11 protein-coding genes are annotated in these 12,656 nt (G+C 65.0%); 8 read left to right on the forward strand and 3 right to left on the reverse strand.

Annotation, left to right across the window (positions count from 1 at the left end; translation table 11 throughout):
- Window positions 1–56 precede the first annotated feature (56 nt).
- From E2E27_RS03670 to E2E27_RS03695, 6 genes are all read left to right on the forward strand, one after another.
- On the forward strand, window positions 57–821 hold the full coding sequence (locus E2E27_RS03670) for an SDR family NAD(P)-dependent oxidoreductase (protein WP_141457742.1): 765 nt from the start codon (window positions 57–59) through the stop codon (window positions 819–821).
- Between the two features lie 24 nt (window positions 822–845).
- Window positions 846–1,814: a thiamine pyrophosphate-dependent dehydrogenase E1 component subunit alpha gene (locus E2E27_RS03675; protein WP_141457743.1), complete on the forward strand. Its 969-nt coding sequence runs from the start codon at window positions 846–848 to the stop codon at window positions 1,812–1,814.
- On the forward strand, window positions 1,814–2,800 hold the full coding sequence (locus tag E2E27_RS03680; protein ID WP_141457744.1) for an alpha-ketoacid dehydrogenase subunit beta: 987 nt from the start codon (window positions 1,814–1,816) through the stop codon (window positions 2,798–2,800). The genes E2E27_RS03675 and E2E27_RS03680 overlap by 1 nt, the downstream gene beginning before the upstream one ends.
- Window positions 2,801–3,034: a biotin/lipoyl-containing protein gene (locus E2E27_RS03685; protein WP_017665057.1), complete on the forward strand. Its 234-nt coding sequence runs from the start codon at window positions 2,801–2,803 to the stop codon at window positions 3,032–3,034. It begins immediately after the preceding gene.
- The gene (locus E2E27_RS03690; RefSeq protein WP_141457745.1) at window positions 3,031–3,417 is read left to right on the forward strand and encodes a nuclear transport factor 2 family protein; all 387 of its coding nucleotides are present in this window, start codon (window positions 3,031–3,033) and stop codon (window positions 3,415–3,417) included. Before E2E27_RS03685 ends, E2E27_RS03690 begins: the two co-directional genes overlap by 4 nt.
- Before the next feature lie 123 nt (window positions 3,418–3,540).
- Complete coding sequence (locus E2E27_RS03695) at window positions 3,541–4,404, forward strand: sterol desaturase family protein (RefSeq protein ID WP_141457746.1); 864 nt, start codon at window positions 3,541–3,543, stop codon at window positions 4,402–4,404.
- A gap of 72 nt (window positions 4,405–4,476) precedes the next feature.
- On the opposite strand, the gene E2E27_RS03700 is transcribed toward E2E27_RS03695, so the two are convergent.
- Together E2E27_RS03700 and E2E27_RS03705 are read right to left on the reverse strand one after the other, a co-directional pair.
- Window positions 4,477–4,926: a hypothetical protein gene (locus tag E2E27_RS03700; RefSeq protein ID WP_141457747.1), complete on the reverse strand. Its 450-nt coding sequence runs from the start codon at window positions 4,924–4,926 to the stop codon at window positions 4,477–4,479.
- 668 nt (window positions 4,927–5,594) lie between these two features.
- Window positions 5,595–7,865 carry a DUF305 domain-containing protein gene (locus tag E2E27_RS03705; RefSeq protein ID WP_141457748.1) on the reverse strand — a complete coding sequence of 757 codons (2,271 nt, stop codon included), beginning with the start codon at window positions 7,863–7,865 and terminating at the stop codon, window positions 5,595–5,597.
- A gap of 259 nt (window positions 7,866–8,124) precedes the next feature.
- Here E2E27_RS03705 and E2E27_RS03710 point away from each other — a divergent pair, with 259 nt between their 5' ends.
- Window positions 8,125–9,159, forward strand: coding sequence for a serine hydrolase (locus E2E27_RS03710; RefSeq protein WP_141457749.1), 1,035 nt, complete (start codon window positions 8,125–8,127; stop codon window positions 9,157–9,159).
- A 101-nt stretch (window positions 9,160–9,260) separates the two neighbouring features.
- Here E2E27_RS03710 and E2E27_RS03715 read toward each other — a convergent pair whose 3' ends face one another.
- The gene (locus E2E27_RS03715) at window positions 9,261–9,536 is read right to left on the reverse strand and encodes a hypothetical protein (RefSeq protein WP_141457750.1); all 276 of its coding nucleotides are present in this window, start codon (window positions 9,534–9,536) and stop codon (window positions 9,261–9,263) included.
- Between the two features lie 237 nt (window positions 9,537–9,773).
- On the opposite strand from E2E27_RS03715, the gene polA reads away from it, so the two are divergent.
- Complete coding sequence (gene polA / locus E2E27_RS03720; RefSeq protein WP_141457751.1) at window positions 9,774–12,620, forward strand: DNA polymerase I; 2,847 nt, start codon at window positions 9,774–9,776, stop codon at window positions 12,618–12,620.
- Window positions 12,621–12,656 lie beyond the last annotated feature (36 nt).

Raw genomic sequence — 12,656 nt, forward strand, 5'->3', positions numbered from 1 at the left:
CGCCGGTTCACTGGGCTATCCCCTCTCCCCACGAGCACATGCCGGGGAGAGGCGCGATGGATCTGGGATTGAAGGGCAAGAAGGTCATCATGAACGGCGGGGCGCACGGCCTTGGCCTGCAATCCCTCAAGCTATTCGCCGCCGAGGGGGCTGACGTCGCTTTCTTCAGCCGCAAGGAAGACAAGATCGAAGCCGCCAAGGCCGAGATCGACGCCGCCGGGCCGGGCAAGGTGTTTGCCGAAGTCTTCGACATGGCGAGCGGGACCGAGGCCTATCAGGCGTGGCTCGAAAAGGCGGCGCAGGAATTGGGTGGCTGCGATATCTTCGTCCACACCGCCAGCGCCTCGGGCACCGGCGGGGCGGGGGACTGGCAGGCGTGTCTGGACATGGACCTGAAGGGCGCGGCCTTTGCGGTCGAGACGTTGACGCCCTATCTCGAAGCCTCCGGCACCGGCTCGATCGTGATGCTCTCGAGCACCGCCGCGCTCGAAACCTTCATCGCGCCCAATCCCTTCAACGCGATCAAGGCGGCGCTGATCACCTACGCCTCGCAGCTGTCGCAGGCGATGGCCGCCAAGGGCATCCGCGTGAACACGGTCAGCCCCGGCGCGATCTACTACAAGGGCGGCAACTGGGAGGTGATCGAAGAGCACATGAAGCCGCTGTTCGATGCGACCCTCGCCAAGATGCCCACGGGCCGCTTCGGCGAGCCGGTGGAGGTCGCCAAGGCGATCGTCTTCGTGGCGAGCCCGGCGGTGCCCTACATGACCGGCGCAAATATCGTGGTGGACGGCGGCTTCACCCAGCGCGTCCAGTTCTAAGCTTCACCTGAAAGGCCCAAACACATGGCGCAGATCGACCGCGACACGCTGCTCGACATCTATACCCGCACGATGAAGGTGAACCGCACCGACGAGAAGTTCCGCGAGCTGCTGATGGGCGGCAAGGTTGCGGTGATGTATTACTGCGTGCGCGGGCAGGAGCTGGTCTCGGCCGCGGCGATGGCCGCGCTCGAGAAGGACGATTACGTCGTCTGCACCTATCGCGGGCAGGGCGAGCAGACCGCCAAGGGCATCCCGATGGAGAAGTGGTGGGGCGAATGCCTCGGCAAGGCGACCGGCACCTGCAAGGGCAAGGGCGGCACCATGCACATCACCGATCCCGAAACCGGCATCATGGTGACGACCGGGGTGGTGGGCAGCGGCCTGCCCATCGCCAACGGCCTTGCCATGGCGAGCCAGAACAACGGCGACGGGCGTGTGACGCTGGTCAGCTTCGGCGACGGCGCGGCCAATATCGGCGGCTTTCACGAGGCGATGAACATGGCCCAGCTCTACAAACTGCCGGTCGTCTTCCTGTGCCAGAACAACCGCTATGGCGAGCACACGGCCTATGCCGACCACACCGACAGCCCCAACATCGCGAGCCGCGCAGCGGGCTACGGGATGCCGGGGGTGACGGTTGACGGGAACGACGTGAACCAGATCTACCCCGCGGTGAAGGAAGCCGTGGACCGCGCCCGCCGCGGCGAAGGCCCGACGCTGGTCGAGGCCATGTGCTACCGCATGATGGGCCACTTCTTCGGCTCGGACTTCAGCTACATGCCGCCCGAACACATCGCCGAAATGAAGGCCGAAGACCCGCTGCCCAAGCTGCGCAAGGTGATGCTGGAGCACCAGTTCACCGAAGAAGAGCTCGACGCCATCGTCGCCGACATCGACGCGCAGATCAACGCGGCGGTCGAACACGCGCTCGCTGCGCCGCTGCCGGATACCGACGAAATCTATCGTGACGTGCTCGAGGAGACCGCCTGATGGCCCAGATCACCATGACCCAGGCGCTCAACCTCGCGATCGACGAGGCGATGGCCGACGATCCGGGCGTCTTCTGCCTTGGCGAGGATGTTTCGGCCAAGCAGGGCGGCGGGGTGTTCAAGGTGACGCAGGGCCTGACCGAGAAATACGGCGAACACCGCATCCGCGCGACGCCCATCAGCGAAACCGCGATCATCGGTGCGGCGGTGGGCGCGGCGCTCGCCGGGCAGCGTCCCATTGCCGAGATCATGCTGATGAACTTCGTCGGCGTGTGCATGGACCAGATCGTCAACCACGCGGCCAAGCTGCGCTTCATGTCGGGCGGGCAGACCCCGTGCCCGATGGTGATCCGCACCACCACCGGCGTCGGCGTCGGCTTCGGCGGGCAGCATTCGGACATGCTCGAAGCATGGTTCGCGCACGTTGCGGGCATCCATGTCGTCACCCCGTCGAACCCCGCCGACGCGCGCGGGCTGATGCGGGCTTCGATTGACGCCAATGACCCGGTGATCTTCATCGAGAATATCCTGTGCTACGGCCTCAAGGCGGAAGATCCCGGCCCGGGCTACCGCGTGCCGCTCGGCAAGGCGGCGATTGCGCGGGAAGGCTCCGATATCTCGATCATCACCTATGGCCGTACCGTGCTCGACGCGCTCAGCGTGGCGGATGACCTTGCGAAGGAAGGCATCAGCGTCGAGGTGATCGACTTGCGCACCATCGCCCCATACGATGAGGCAACCGTGCTGGCGTCGGTCCGCAAGACCGGCCGCGCGCTGACCTTGCACGAAGCCGTCCGCCCCTTCGGCACCGGCGCAGAGATTGCTGCGAACATTCAGGAAAAGTGCTGGGACAGCCTCAAGGGCCCGGTGCGGCGGATCGGCGGGACGTTCTCCGCCGTGCCCTTCGCCTCGCATCTCGAACAGGCGTGGATCCCGCAGAAGTCCGACATCGTCGCACAGATCAAGGCATCGGTAGGTAAGCACTAAATGGCCAGCGAAATCCGCATCCCCAAGCTCGGCATGAGCGCGGTCGAAATGACCCTCGTCGAATGGATGTTCGGCGATGGCGAGCGCGTCGAGAAGGGCGACATCATCTATACGGTCGAGACCGACAAGAGCACCACCGAGATCGAGGCGCAGGCCAGCGGGATCATCCATCCCACCGGCGAGGAAGGCGCGGTCTACAAGGTCGGCGACCTGATCGGCACCATCGAGGAATGAGCACGCCTAGGGAGTTGCTGGCGCGGGTCTACGCCACCGCCGGCACCCGCGATTGGGACGCTGTCGAGGCGCTGATCCACCCCGATTTTGTGCTCTATGAGGCGAACTCGCTCCCCTTCGCGGGCGAGTGGCGGGGCAGGGTGGCGCTCCAGCGCTGTGCGGCGGCGATGTACGGCACCTGGGCCGACACAAGCCTCGAAATGCTCGACTGCACCGGAGGCGACACATGGGCGGTGATGGTGATCCGCCTGACCATGCACCCCAGGGATGGCTCCACGCCCTTCACCCAGACGATTTGCGAGGCGGGGTGCTTCGAAGACGGACTGCTGCGGGAGCTGCGCATCCACTACTTCGACGCCGCCGAGATCGCCGCGCGCGCATAGCCGGCGGTCTGGATGATGTGCGGTCGCCCACCAGCGCCCTCTCGACGCCCTGCGCATAATGGCGTATTTTCCCGTTCAGGGACGCCGCCATAGAGCGTGAGATCAGGCAAGGGGGCCGGTCCGGTGAAACAGTCTCTCGTCAATCTTCTGCCGCCCGCGACCGTCGCGGCGATCTGGGCTTTCTGGGCCTTCGCGCCTGCCGCGTGGGTCGAGAGCGGCTGGGCGATCATCGCGGTGGGGCTCGGCACGCTGGCGCTGGTGCAGGCGCTCGAGCTGGTGTTCGAACGCCACGAAGGCTGGCGCATCAACCGCCGCGAGCTGGCGACCGACGTCTTCTATGTCGCCTTCGGCTACGGGGTGATCGGCTTTCTCACCGAAACGCTGGTCAACGGGCCGCTCGGCGCATTGAAGGAGGCGTGGGGCATCGCCACCCCCTGGCTCGCCGACAGCCCCTTCATGGTGCAGGTGCTGGTGGTGATGTTCACCTTCGAATTCGGCCAGTACTGGATGCACCGCGCGATGCATAACTGGTACCCGCTGTGGCTGACCCACGCGCCGCATCACCACATCACGCAGCTGAACGCCCTGAAGGGCTTCATCGGCAATCCGATCGAGCTGTTCCTGATCAGCCTCGGCGTGATCGCGCTGCTCGATGTCGATCTGAACGCCCTGTTCGCCGCAATCACCGCGAGCGGCGCGATCGCTACCTATGCCCACGCCAATATCCGCGCCAATCCGCCGATATGGTTCGGGTTTTTCTTCACAACCATCCGCCACCACAGCCTGCACCACACCGCGCTCAGTTACGAGGACACGCGCTGCAACTACGGCAACAGCGTGATTTTCTGGGACCGCGTGTTCGGCACCTTCAAGGATGGCGAGAGCGAGATCGTGGGGCAGGATGATCGGCGGCGGTTGTCGATCTGGGAACAGTGGACCTTCCCGCTGCGCCCGTGGCTGGAGAAGCGCAAGGCGGCGAAGGGGTAGGGAGCGTTTGCTTTCTGGCGGCTGATGGCTAAACTCTGATGACCGCAAGTGGGTGGTTAGCGGACGTGTCGATCATCGGGCTGAGGGTACGGGAAGGCCTTCGACGATCTCGCGCAGCTCGCCATTCCTATCTGCCAATCGCTCGTGGTCGCAGCCGAAATCTGCAAGATAATGAACATCGTCGTCGACTGATTGCCAGCGCACATAGAATGCACCTGCGTCCGTCACGTTGGGCACGCCTTTCGGGCACACTTGCTCGATGAACCGCATTGCGCTCTCTTCAGAGAATGGCATCGCTTGCTTGCGATATGGCTGCAGTTTTGCAAGCAGTTCAAGCAGTTCGGCTCGAGTGAGTTTGAAACCACCCTTCGTCCCGTCAGGATGTGGTTCGCTATCCTTGTAGGTTCCATCACCTTCTGCATCGATCACAACGTCGAGAGAAGACCAGCCAGAAAGTCGCATCTCGAGCCGCTCGATTTCCTCGCCGCGGCTGTCGGGCGCGCAGCTTGTTGCAATGAGCACTACGAATGAGGCAAACAAGGCACGCACTCAGTTGATGTACATCGATAAGTGAATGGCCGCTACGGGGTCGATTGCTGAAGGGCGGGAATTTTCTTTAAGGGAGGTAAAGCCGCCGTGCTGCTTCGGGAGCGAGCGCAGGCCCGGCTGATGGCCGGGTTTGGGTGGTTTGCTGCCGCTTTGCCTCTTCGTCATCCCAGCAAAAGCTGGGATCGCTGTCGGTCAGGCGATTGCTTGAACAGGACGCTCCCTTCAGGCTCGGTTTTTCGATCAATTCCGTATTCCGCGCCTTTATCGGCGTGAGGCAGCGCGCGCTCGAGAGCGATCCCAGCTTTCGCTGGGATGACGGTTATTTGCCCGCGCCAACGACCGCGTCGGGGTCGCTAGCCGAATGGCGGCTTTCCTTCAGAATCTCCGCCAAACTGCCGCTCCGCCGTGCAGCGCATCAGGCGTTTTCCTACTCCGGCCCTCTGTGCCAGTCTCGCGGCTGGCTCTTTCCTATCGTGACCAGCGCGGCCCGGAGGCCGCCGATGTGCGTTCGCTGCGCGAAACCTTTGTCCGTCCGCGCGCAGATTTGATCGCAACGAGCTGTTTTTCCGAATGAAAAAGCGATGTTGGGAAGGTGACACGCTGTCGCTTTCGTCACCTTCCCTACCGCTCGGCCCCGAAGGTCAGCCGCCCTTGCGGCTCGCCTCGGCGGCTTCGATCACGCCCTTGTCCCAGGTCACGCGGGTCTGGGTCTGGGGGTTGAAGCGGTTGTCCTGATACTTCGCCGCCTCCGCCGCGGCGATTTCGGCTTCGGTCAGGAAGTCGCTCGGCTTCAGGGCGAAAACGTCGATCCCGCGGCTGATTTCGGTGCCGTAGATGAAGCCGTCGTACCAGTAGACCGACCAGTAGCCGCCCAGCACCATCTGCTTGGTGTCGATCGGCCCGCGATCGAAATAGGCGACTTCCTTCGGGTTGGCGCTGTCGGTGAAGTCCATCACCGAAAGGCCGCCCTGATACCACGCCTGCGCAAACAGATCGCGGCCTGGCACGGGGATGATCGAGCCGTTGTGCGCGACGCAGTTCTCCTTGTCGCTCTGCGGCGCGGGCATCTTGTAATGCGCGCGGAATTTCAGCTTGCCATCGACGATGTCGTAGATCGCATTGGCACCCCAGGTCTTGGGGTCGGAGGCCTTGCAGCGCGGCCGCCCGCCGCCGCCCCATTCGTCGGTGAAGATCACCTTGGTGCCATCATTGTTGAAGGTCGCCGAGTGCCAATAGGCGAAGGTGGTGTCGGTGGCGACGTCGATCCGCTTGGGATTGAGCGGATCGGCGATGTCGAACAGGATGCCGTTGCCCGAACACGCGCCCGCCGCCAGCTTGAGCGCGGGGAAGACGGTGATGTCGTGGCACTGATCGGTCGGCGCGGTGCGCTGGGTGCCGTCGCCGTGATCGCCGCCGGTCCACAGGCCGGCGATGGTGCCGGTGCTCTCGTCGGCGAAGACCCGCGGGCTCTTGACGATGCGCGCCTGCGAAGGATCGGCGAGCGGGATTTCGATCACGTCGATCGAGAACAGCGCGGTGCGGCTGTCGCCCGGAATTTCGCCGATGCAGCCCGCCAGCTCCTCGCTCTCGCGCACCCCGGCGGTGCCCGAGTTGTAGACGATCAGGCGAGTGTCGTCGGCGCTGACGATCGAATGGGTGTGGCTGCCCCGGCAGGTCTGCACCTGACCCACCTGACGCGGGGCGGCGAGGTTGGAGATGTCGAAGATGCGAAGGCCACGGAAGCGATCTTCGTTGACCTTGCCCGGCGCGCCTTCGAGCCCGCAATCGACCCGCCCGCGGGTCTGCTCGACGCTCATGACAAGGATGTTGCCGACCACCGAGACATCGCCCTGCCCGCCGGGGCAGACGACCGAGCTCATCAGGCCGGGCACGCCGTTCGCGTCCAGCTTGTAGATGTTGAACCCGTGGTAGGAGCCCGCCACCATCACATCGCCGAAGAAGGCCATGTCGGTGTTGGCGAAATCGAGCAGCGGGGAGCGTTCGGCAAATTCGGTGAGGTCTTCCTCCTCGCGCGCGGGGGTGGCCGCATCGGTTGCCGCGACTTCGGCGGCAGCGGCTTCAGCGGCTGCGACGGCCTCCTCGGCCATGGCGTCCTTGTCCTTCTTGGGCGGGACGGGCGGGCGCAGATCGGCGGGGTTGGCGGGGTTGAAGAAGCCTGCGGGCTTGGGCAGGCTCGCCACCTTGGTGAGGTTCCAGATCGCCTCGCCCGCATTGTCGAAGCCCGCCGCAAGCCCCGTGCGCGGATCGCTGGAGAGGCCGGCGAGCAGCTTGTCCATCCGCTCGATCTCGGTGGTCTGTTCCTTGTCGATGTCGTTCACGAACTGGTAGAGCACCGGATCGGCTGCGGTGCCGTCTTCCCGCAGCAGGTCGTCGACCATGTCGACCGCGCCGTCGTGATGGGCGATCATCAGGGTCAGGAACTGGCGGTCGAACTCGACGCCCTTGGCCGCGGCCAGCGCGGCCATCTGATCGGGGGAGGCCATGCCCTTCATCATGTGGTGCATGTGTTCGCCGTGGCCCGCCATCTTCGGGTCTTCGATCGGCTCGCCCCGCTCGGCCAGCCAACCCTTCATGAAGGCGATTTCATCGGCCTGGCTGGATTCGATCCGCCCGGCGATGGTCAGCAGATCCTCGGTGTTGGTGCGCTCCTTCACCAGCTTCGCCATGTCGAGCGCCTGTTGGTGGTGGACGATCATGTGCTGCATGAAGGCGACGTCCGACGCGGTGTAGCTCGCCTGCGCCAGCTTCACGGCTTCATCGGCGGTCAGCGTCCTGGTCGCCTGCCCCGGCGCGCCCGGCTGGACGATCTGGGCGCTTTGCGCGTGGGCGATGCTGGAGGCGGACAGCAGCAAAGCAGCAAGCGCGGTGCGCGCGGCGGTGGTATCGGTCATGACAGTCCCCTTGGATCAGTGCTTGACCGGCAACCTGCCGTGCCCACGCGCGCAGTCAAGGGCCCATACGGCGGGGCAAGCCGTGTTTCGACGAACCTGTCATACCGGTCGAGCAGCCGCATGGCGGTCCGTAAACTGCTCTGTCTTACAGGGCGCACCTTTCATCGCATGCGCCAAGGCGAAGGCTTGCCGCGCCGAATCGGGCGTGGATAAGTCCATCGTTAAGCCCCCGGAAACCCTGTTGGAGTAGCCTGTCCGCATGACACGCCCCCGCTTTCTCGTCGCCTTCACCGGGCTTCTGGCCTCCTTCGCGGCGATGGCGAGCAGCCCTGCGGCTGCGAATGCCGATGACATCCAGGACAGTTTCGAGGCCACCTTCGGCACCGAAGTGCGCCAGCCACCGAGCTTCGAGGCGCTGTATGCGGGCCATTTCGAACAGCGCATTCGCGAACTCGCCGACCCGGCACAGGGCCGCATCGGCGTGGCTGCGATCGACCTTGCCACGGGCGAGGAGATCATGGTGCTGGGCGATCAGCTGTTCCCGATGGCCTCGACCAGCAAGGTCGCGGTCGCGGCGACCTATATGTCGATGGTCGAACAGGGCCGCTTTTCGCTGACCAGCGAATTCCCGCTGATGCTGCCGGTGCGTTCGGCCAAGTATTCCTCGCCCAAGGCGCCGGTGCGCGCCGGGCAGACGATGCAGGCGATCGACCTGATCGAGATCATGATCACCCGTTCCTCCAACCCCGCGACCGACGCGCTGCTCGCCGCGGTGGGCGGGCCCGAGGTGGTCAACAACTGGGTGCGGCGGCAGGGGATCAACGAGTTCTCGATCAACCGCGACATCGCCACGCTGGTGCGCGACGATGGCGAGTTCAATCCCGTCACGCACATCGACAACCGCGATGCCGCCACCCCGCGCGCGATGGTGCGGCTGCTGGCCGGGCTCTATCGGGGCGAATTCCTGTCGGATGAAAGCCGCCGGGTGATCCTCGGTGCGATGAGCCGCACGGTCACCGGCAAGAACCGCATCCCGGCCTATATCCCGCTCGAAGCGCGGGTGAGCCACAAGACCGGATCGCTGTTCAATACCTCCAGCGATATCGGCCTGATCGAATGCCCCGATGGCCGCGTGATCGCGGTGGCAATCTATGTCACCGGGCAGGGCACCAAGCTGGCGCGGCAGGACCGGATCGCCGCCATCGCCCGTGCGCTCTATGATGGTTTCGCCGTGCGCGCCCAGCAGAACCCGACCCGCAACTGGGCCAACGCGCCCTACGCATCGGGAGGCTGAGGCCCCTTCGCCCGTAATCGGACAGCAAAAAAGGGCGGCCCGTCTAGACGAGCCGCCCTTGTTGTTTGCTGTTCCTGCCTGACCGGCAGGCCCGCGCGCGATTACTCGGCAGCGGCTTCCACGTCGGCAGCAGCGGCTTCAGCAGCGTCGCCGATTTCGTCGGTGGTCTTCACGGCCGTGTCGGCAGCTTCGTCAGCCGCAGCTTCGACGTCGTTGGCGGCTTCGGCAGTGGTCGCTTCGACGGTTTCGCCAGCGGCGTCGGCATCGGCTTCCATCGCGTCGACGGTTTCTTCGGCTTCGGTTTCGGTGGTCTCGCTGCAAGCGGCGAGGCCGAGGGCCGAGGTGGCGATGGCGGCGGCGAGGATGATCTTGCGCATGATGAAACTCCTTGATCTGCGATTGGGACGCGCCCTTTGCGGGCCACGCCGAGACCGGTCGCATCGCGTCCGGTTCGAGCCTCAAATAGGGCCACAGGCAGGCTTGGACAAGCGAAATAAGGCAAGGCGCCCCAATTGCGCCTCTTTTTTGCCACAATTGGCGCGTTGGCAAGCCTCGTGAGAAACGGCTGTGCCAAGCCTCTACCCGCGGGCCACGCCGGGTGCTAGCAGGCCCCTATGGCCGATAAGCAGCACCTCTATCTCGTCGATGGCTCGTCCTATATTTTCCGGGCCTATCACCGGCTGCCGCCGCTGACGAACCCGGAGGGCACGCCGGTAGGCGCGGTCTATGGCTACACCACGATGCTGTGGAAGCTCGCCGCCGATCTCGACGCCGCCGACGGCCCGACGCATCTTGCGGTGATCCTCGATGCGGGGTCGGAGAGCTTTCGCAACGACATCTACGACCAGTACAAGGCCAACCGGCCCGAACCGCCCGAGGATCTGGTGCCGCAGTTCCCGCTGATCCGCGACGCCACCCGCGCCTTCAGTCTGCCCTGCATCGAAGTGCCGGGGCTGGAGGCGGATGATCTCATCGCTACCTATGCCCGCCGCGCGCAGGAGCAGGGGTGGGATGTCACCATCGTCAGCTCCGACAAGGACCTGATGCAGCTGATCGGCGAGGTTGACGGCGCCAAGATCGACATGCTCGACACGATGAAGAACCAGCGCATCTGGCTGGAGGAGGTCGAGGAGAAATTCGGCGTCGGCCCCGAACTGGTCGGCGATGTGCTGGCGCTGATGGGGGACAGTGTCGACAACGTGCCGGGGATTTACGGCATCGGGCCAAAGACGGCGAGCAAGCTGATCGCCGAGCACGGCTCGCTCACCGCCGCGCTGGACGCCGCGCCGGAGATGAAGGCGAGCAAGCTCAAGGAACGCCTGATCGAAGGCCGCAAGGACGCGGAACTCTCCAAGGTGCTGGTGACGCTGAAGGAGGATTGCGACCTTCCCCAGCCACTGGACGAGATGAAGCTCGGGCCCGTCCCGCCCGAGCCGCTCGCTGCCTTCCTCGAACGGCATGGTTTCACCTCGCTGCTGCGGCGGCTGGACAGCGGCGCGGGCAGTCCGTCGCGCACCACCGATCTCAATCCGCCTAAGCCGACCACCGCCGGGGCGAATGGCAAGGGCGGCGAAGACGGCAACCGTCAGCCCCTGCCCGAAATGCCCGAAATCGACCATTCGGCCTACGAAACCGTGCAGACGCTGGAGCGCCTCGAAGCCTGGGTCGAACGCGCGCGCGCGGCGCAAGCGGTGGCGGTGGATACCGAGACCACCTCATTGGATGCGATCCGCGCCGATCTGGTGGGGGTCAGCCTTGCGCTCGGCCCGAACGATGCCTGCTACATCCCCTTGGGCCACGGCGGCAGCGACATGTTCGCCGAAAAGCCCGAGCAGGTGCCGATGAAAGACGCCATCGCTGCGCTGAAGCCGCTGCTGGAGGACGAGGCCGTCCTCAAGATTTTCCAGAACGGCAAATACGATCTCAACGTGCTGGCGCGCGCGGGGATCATGGTCGCACCCATCGACGACACCATGGTGATCAGCTTCGATCTCGACGCCGGGCGCGGCGAGGACGGGATGGGGGGCGGCCACGGGATGGACGAGCTGAGCCAGCGCCACCTCAGCCACACCCCGATCCCGTTCAAGGACCTGTGCGGCACCGGCAAGAAGGCGATCGGCTTCAACGAAGTGCCGCTCGACCGCGCCACCGCCTACGCCGCTGAGGATGCCGACGTCACATGGCGGCTCCACGCTCTGCTCAAGCCGCGCCTCGCGGTCGAGGGCGGCACGCGGGTCTACGAGCGGGTCGACCGGCCGCTGATCCCGGTGGTCGCCGCGATGGAGCGCGAAGGCATCAAGGTCGACCGCGCGCGGCTGGCCAAGCTGTCGGATGAATTCTCGCACGAGATCGCCCGGCTCGAAGGCGAGATCCATGCCATTGCCGGGCAGGAATTCACCGTCGGCAGCCCCAAGCAGTTGGGCGACATCCTGTTCGACAAGATGGGCTTCAAGGGCGGGAAGAAGGGCAAGAGCGGGCAATATTCGACCGACCAATCGGTGCTCGAAAACCTCGCCAAGGACGAGGCCGCCCGGCCCATCGCCAACAAGGTGCTCGAATGGCGGCAGCTGGCGAAGCTGAAATCGACCTATACCGATGCGCTGCAGGAGGCGATCAACCCCGATACGGGCCGCGTCCACACCAGCTACAGCCTCGTCGGCGCGCAGACCGGGCGGCTTTCGTCGACCGATCCGAACCTGCAGAACATCCCGATCCGCACCGCGATTGGCCGCCAAATTCGCGAGGCCTTCGTGCCCGAGGAGGGCAACGTGCTGCTCGCGGCGGACTATTCGCAGATCGAACTGCGGCTGGCGGCGCATATGGCCGATGTCGAAAGCCTCAAGGAGGCCTTTGCTGAGGGCGAGGACATTCACGCCCGCACTGCGCGCGAAATGTTCGGCGAAGTCACCCGCGACACCCGCGCCCGCGCCAAGACGATCAACTTCGCGATTCTCTACGGCATCAGCCGATGGGGTCTCGCCGGGCGGCTGGAGGTCGAGCCGGACGAGGCGCAGGCGATGATCGACACCTATTTCCAGCGCTTCCCCGGCATCCAGCGCTATATCCACGAAACGCTCGAGAGCGTGCGGGCCAAGGGCTATTCCGAGACGCTGTTCGGCCGCAAGACGTGGTTCCCGCGGATCAATTCCAAGAACCAGGCCGAACGGCAGGGGTCGGAGCGCGCCGCGATCAATGCGCCGATCCAGGGCACCAGTGCGGACATCATCAAGCGCGCGATGGCGCGGATGCTCCCGGCATTGGCCGAGGCAGGGCTCCACGATGTGCGGATGCTGTTGCAGGTGCACGACGAGTTGGTGTTCGAACTGCCCGAAGCCCGCGTCGAGGCGGCCACCCCGATCATCCGCAAGGTGATGGCCGAAGCCGCGCTGCCTGCGGTGGAGCTGACCGTGCCGCTCGGCGTCGAGATCGGCACCGGGGCAAGCTGGGACGCAGCGCATTAGGGGCAAGCCGACAAGCCAGCGGTTGAGGCGGCGGCG

It is taken from the genome of Porphyrobacter sp. YT40, assembly GCF_006542605.1.
GTDB lineage: Bacteria > Pseudomonadota > Alphaproteobacteria > Sphingomonadales > Sphingomonadaceae > Erythrobacter.

Bases quoted from the DNA above. Each gene is read 5' to 3' on its own strand.
- E2E27_RS03670 (WP_141457742.1), top strand. From the start codon at position 57: ATGGATCTGGGATTGAAGGGCAAGAAGGTCATCATGAACGGCGGGGCG.
- E2E27_RS03675 (WP_141457743.1), top strand. From the start codon at position 846: ATGGCGCAGATCGACCGCGACACGCTGCTCGACATCTATACCCGCACG.
- E2E27_RS03680 (WP_141457744.1), top strand. From the start codon at position 1,814: ATGGCCCAGATCACCATGACCCAGGCGCTCAACCTCGCGATCGACGAG.
- E2E27_RS03685 (WP_017665057.1), top strand. From the start codon at position 2,801: ATGGCCAGCGAAATCCGCATCCCCAAGCTCGGCATGAGCGCGGTCGAA.
- E2E27_RS03690 (WP_141457745.1), top strand. From the start codon at position 3,031: ATGAGCACGCCTAGGGAGTTGCTGGCGCGGGTCTACGCCACCGCCGGC.
- E2E27_RS03705 (WP_141457748.1), bottom strand. From the start codon at position 7,865: ATGACCGATACCACCGCCGCGCGCACCGCGCTTGCTGCTTTGCTGCTG.
- E2E27_RS03710 (WP_141457749.1), top strand. From the start codon at position 8,125: ATGACACGCCCCCGCTTTCTCGTCGCCTTCACCGGGCTTCTGGCCTCC.
- E2E27_RS03715 (WP_141457750.1), bottom strand. From the start codon at position 9,536: ATGCGCAAGATCATCCTCGCCGCCGCCATCGCCACCTCGGCCCTCGGC.
- polA (WP_141457751.1), top strand. From the start codon at position 9,774: ATGGCCGATAAGCAGCACCTCTATCTCGTCGATGGCTCGTCCTATATT.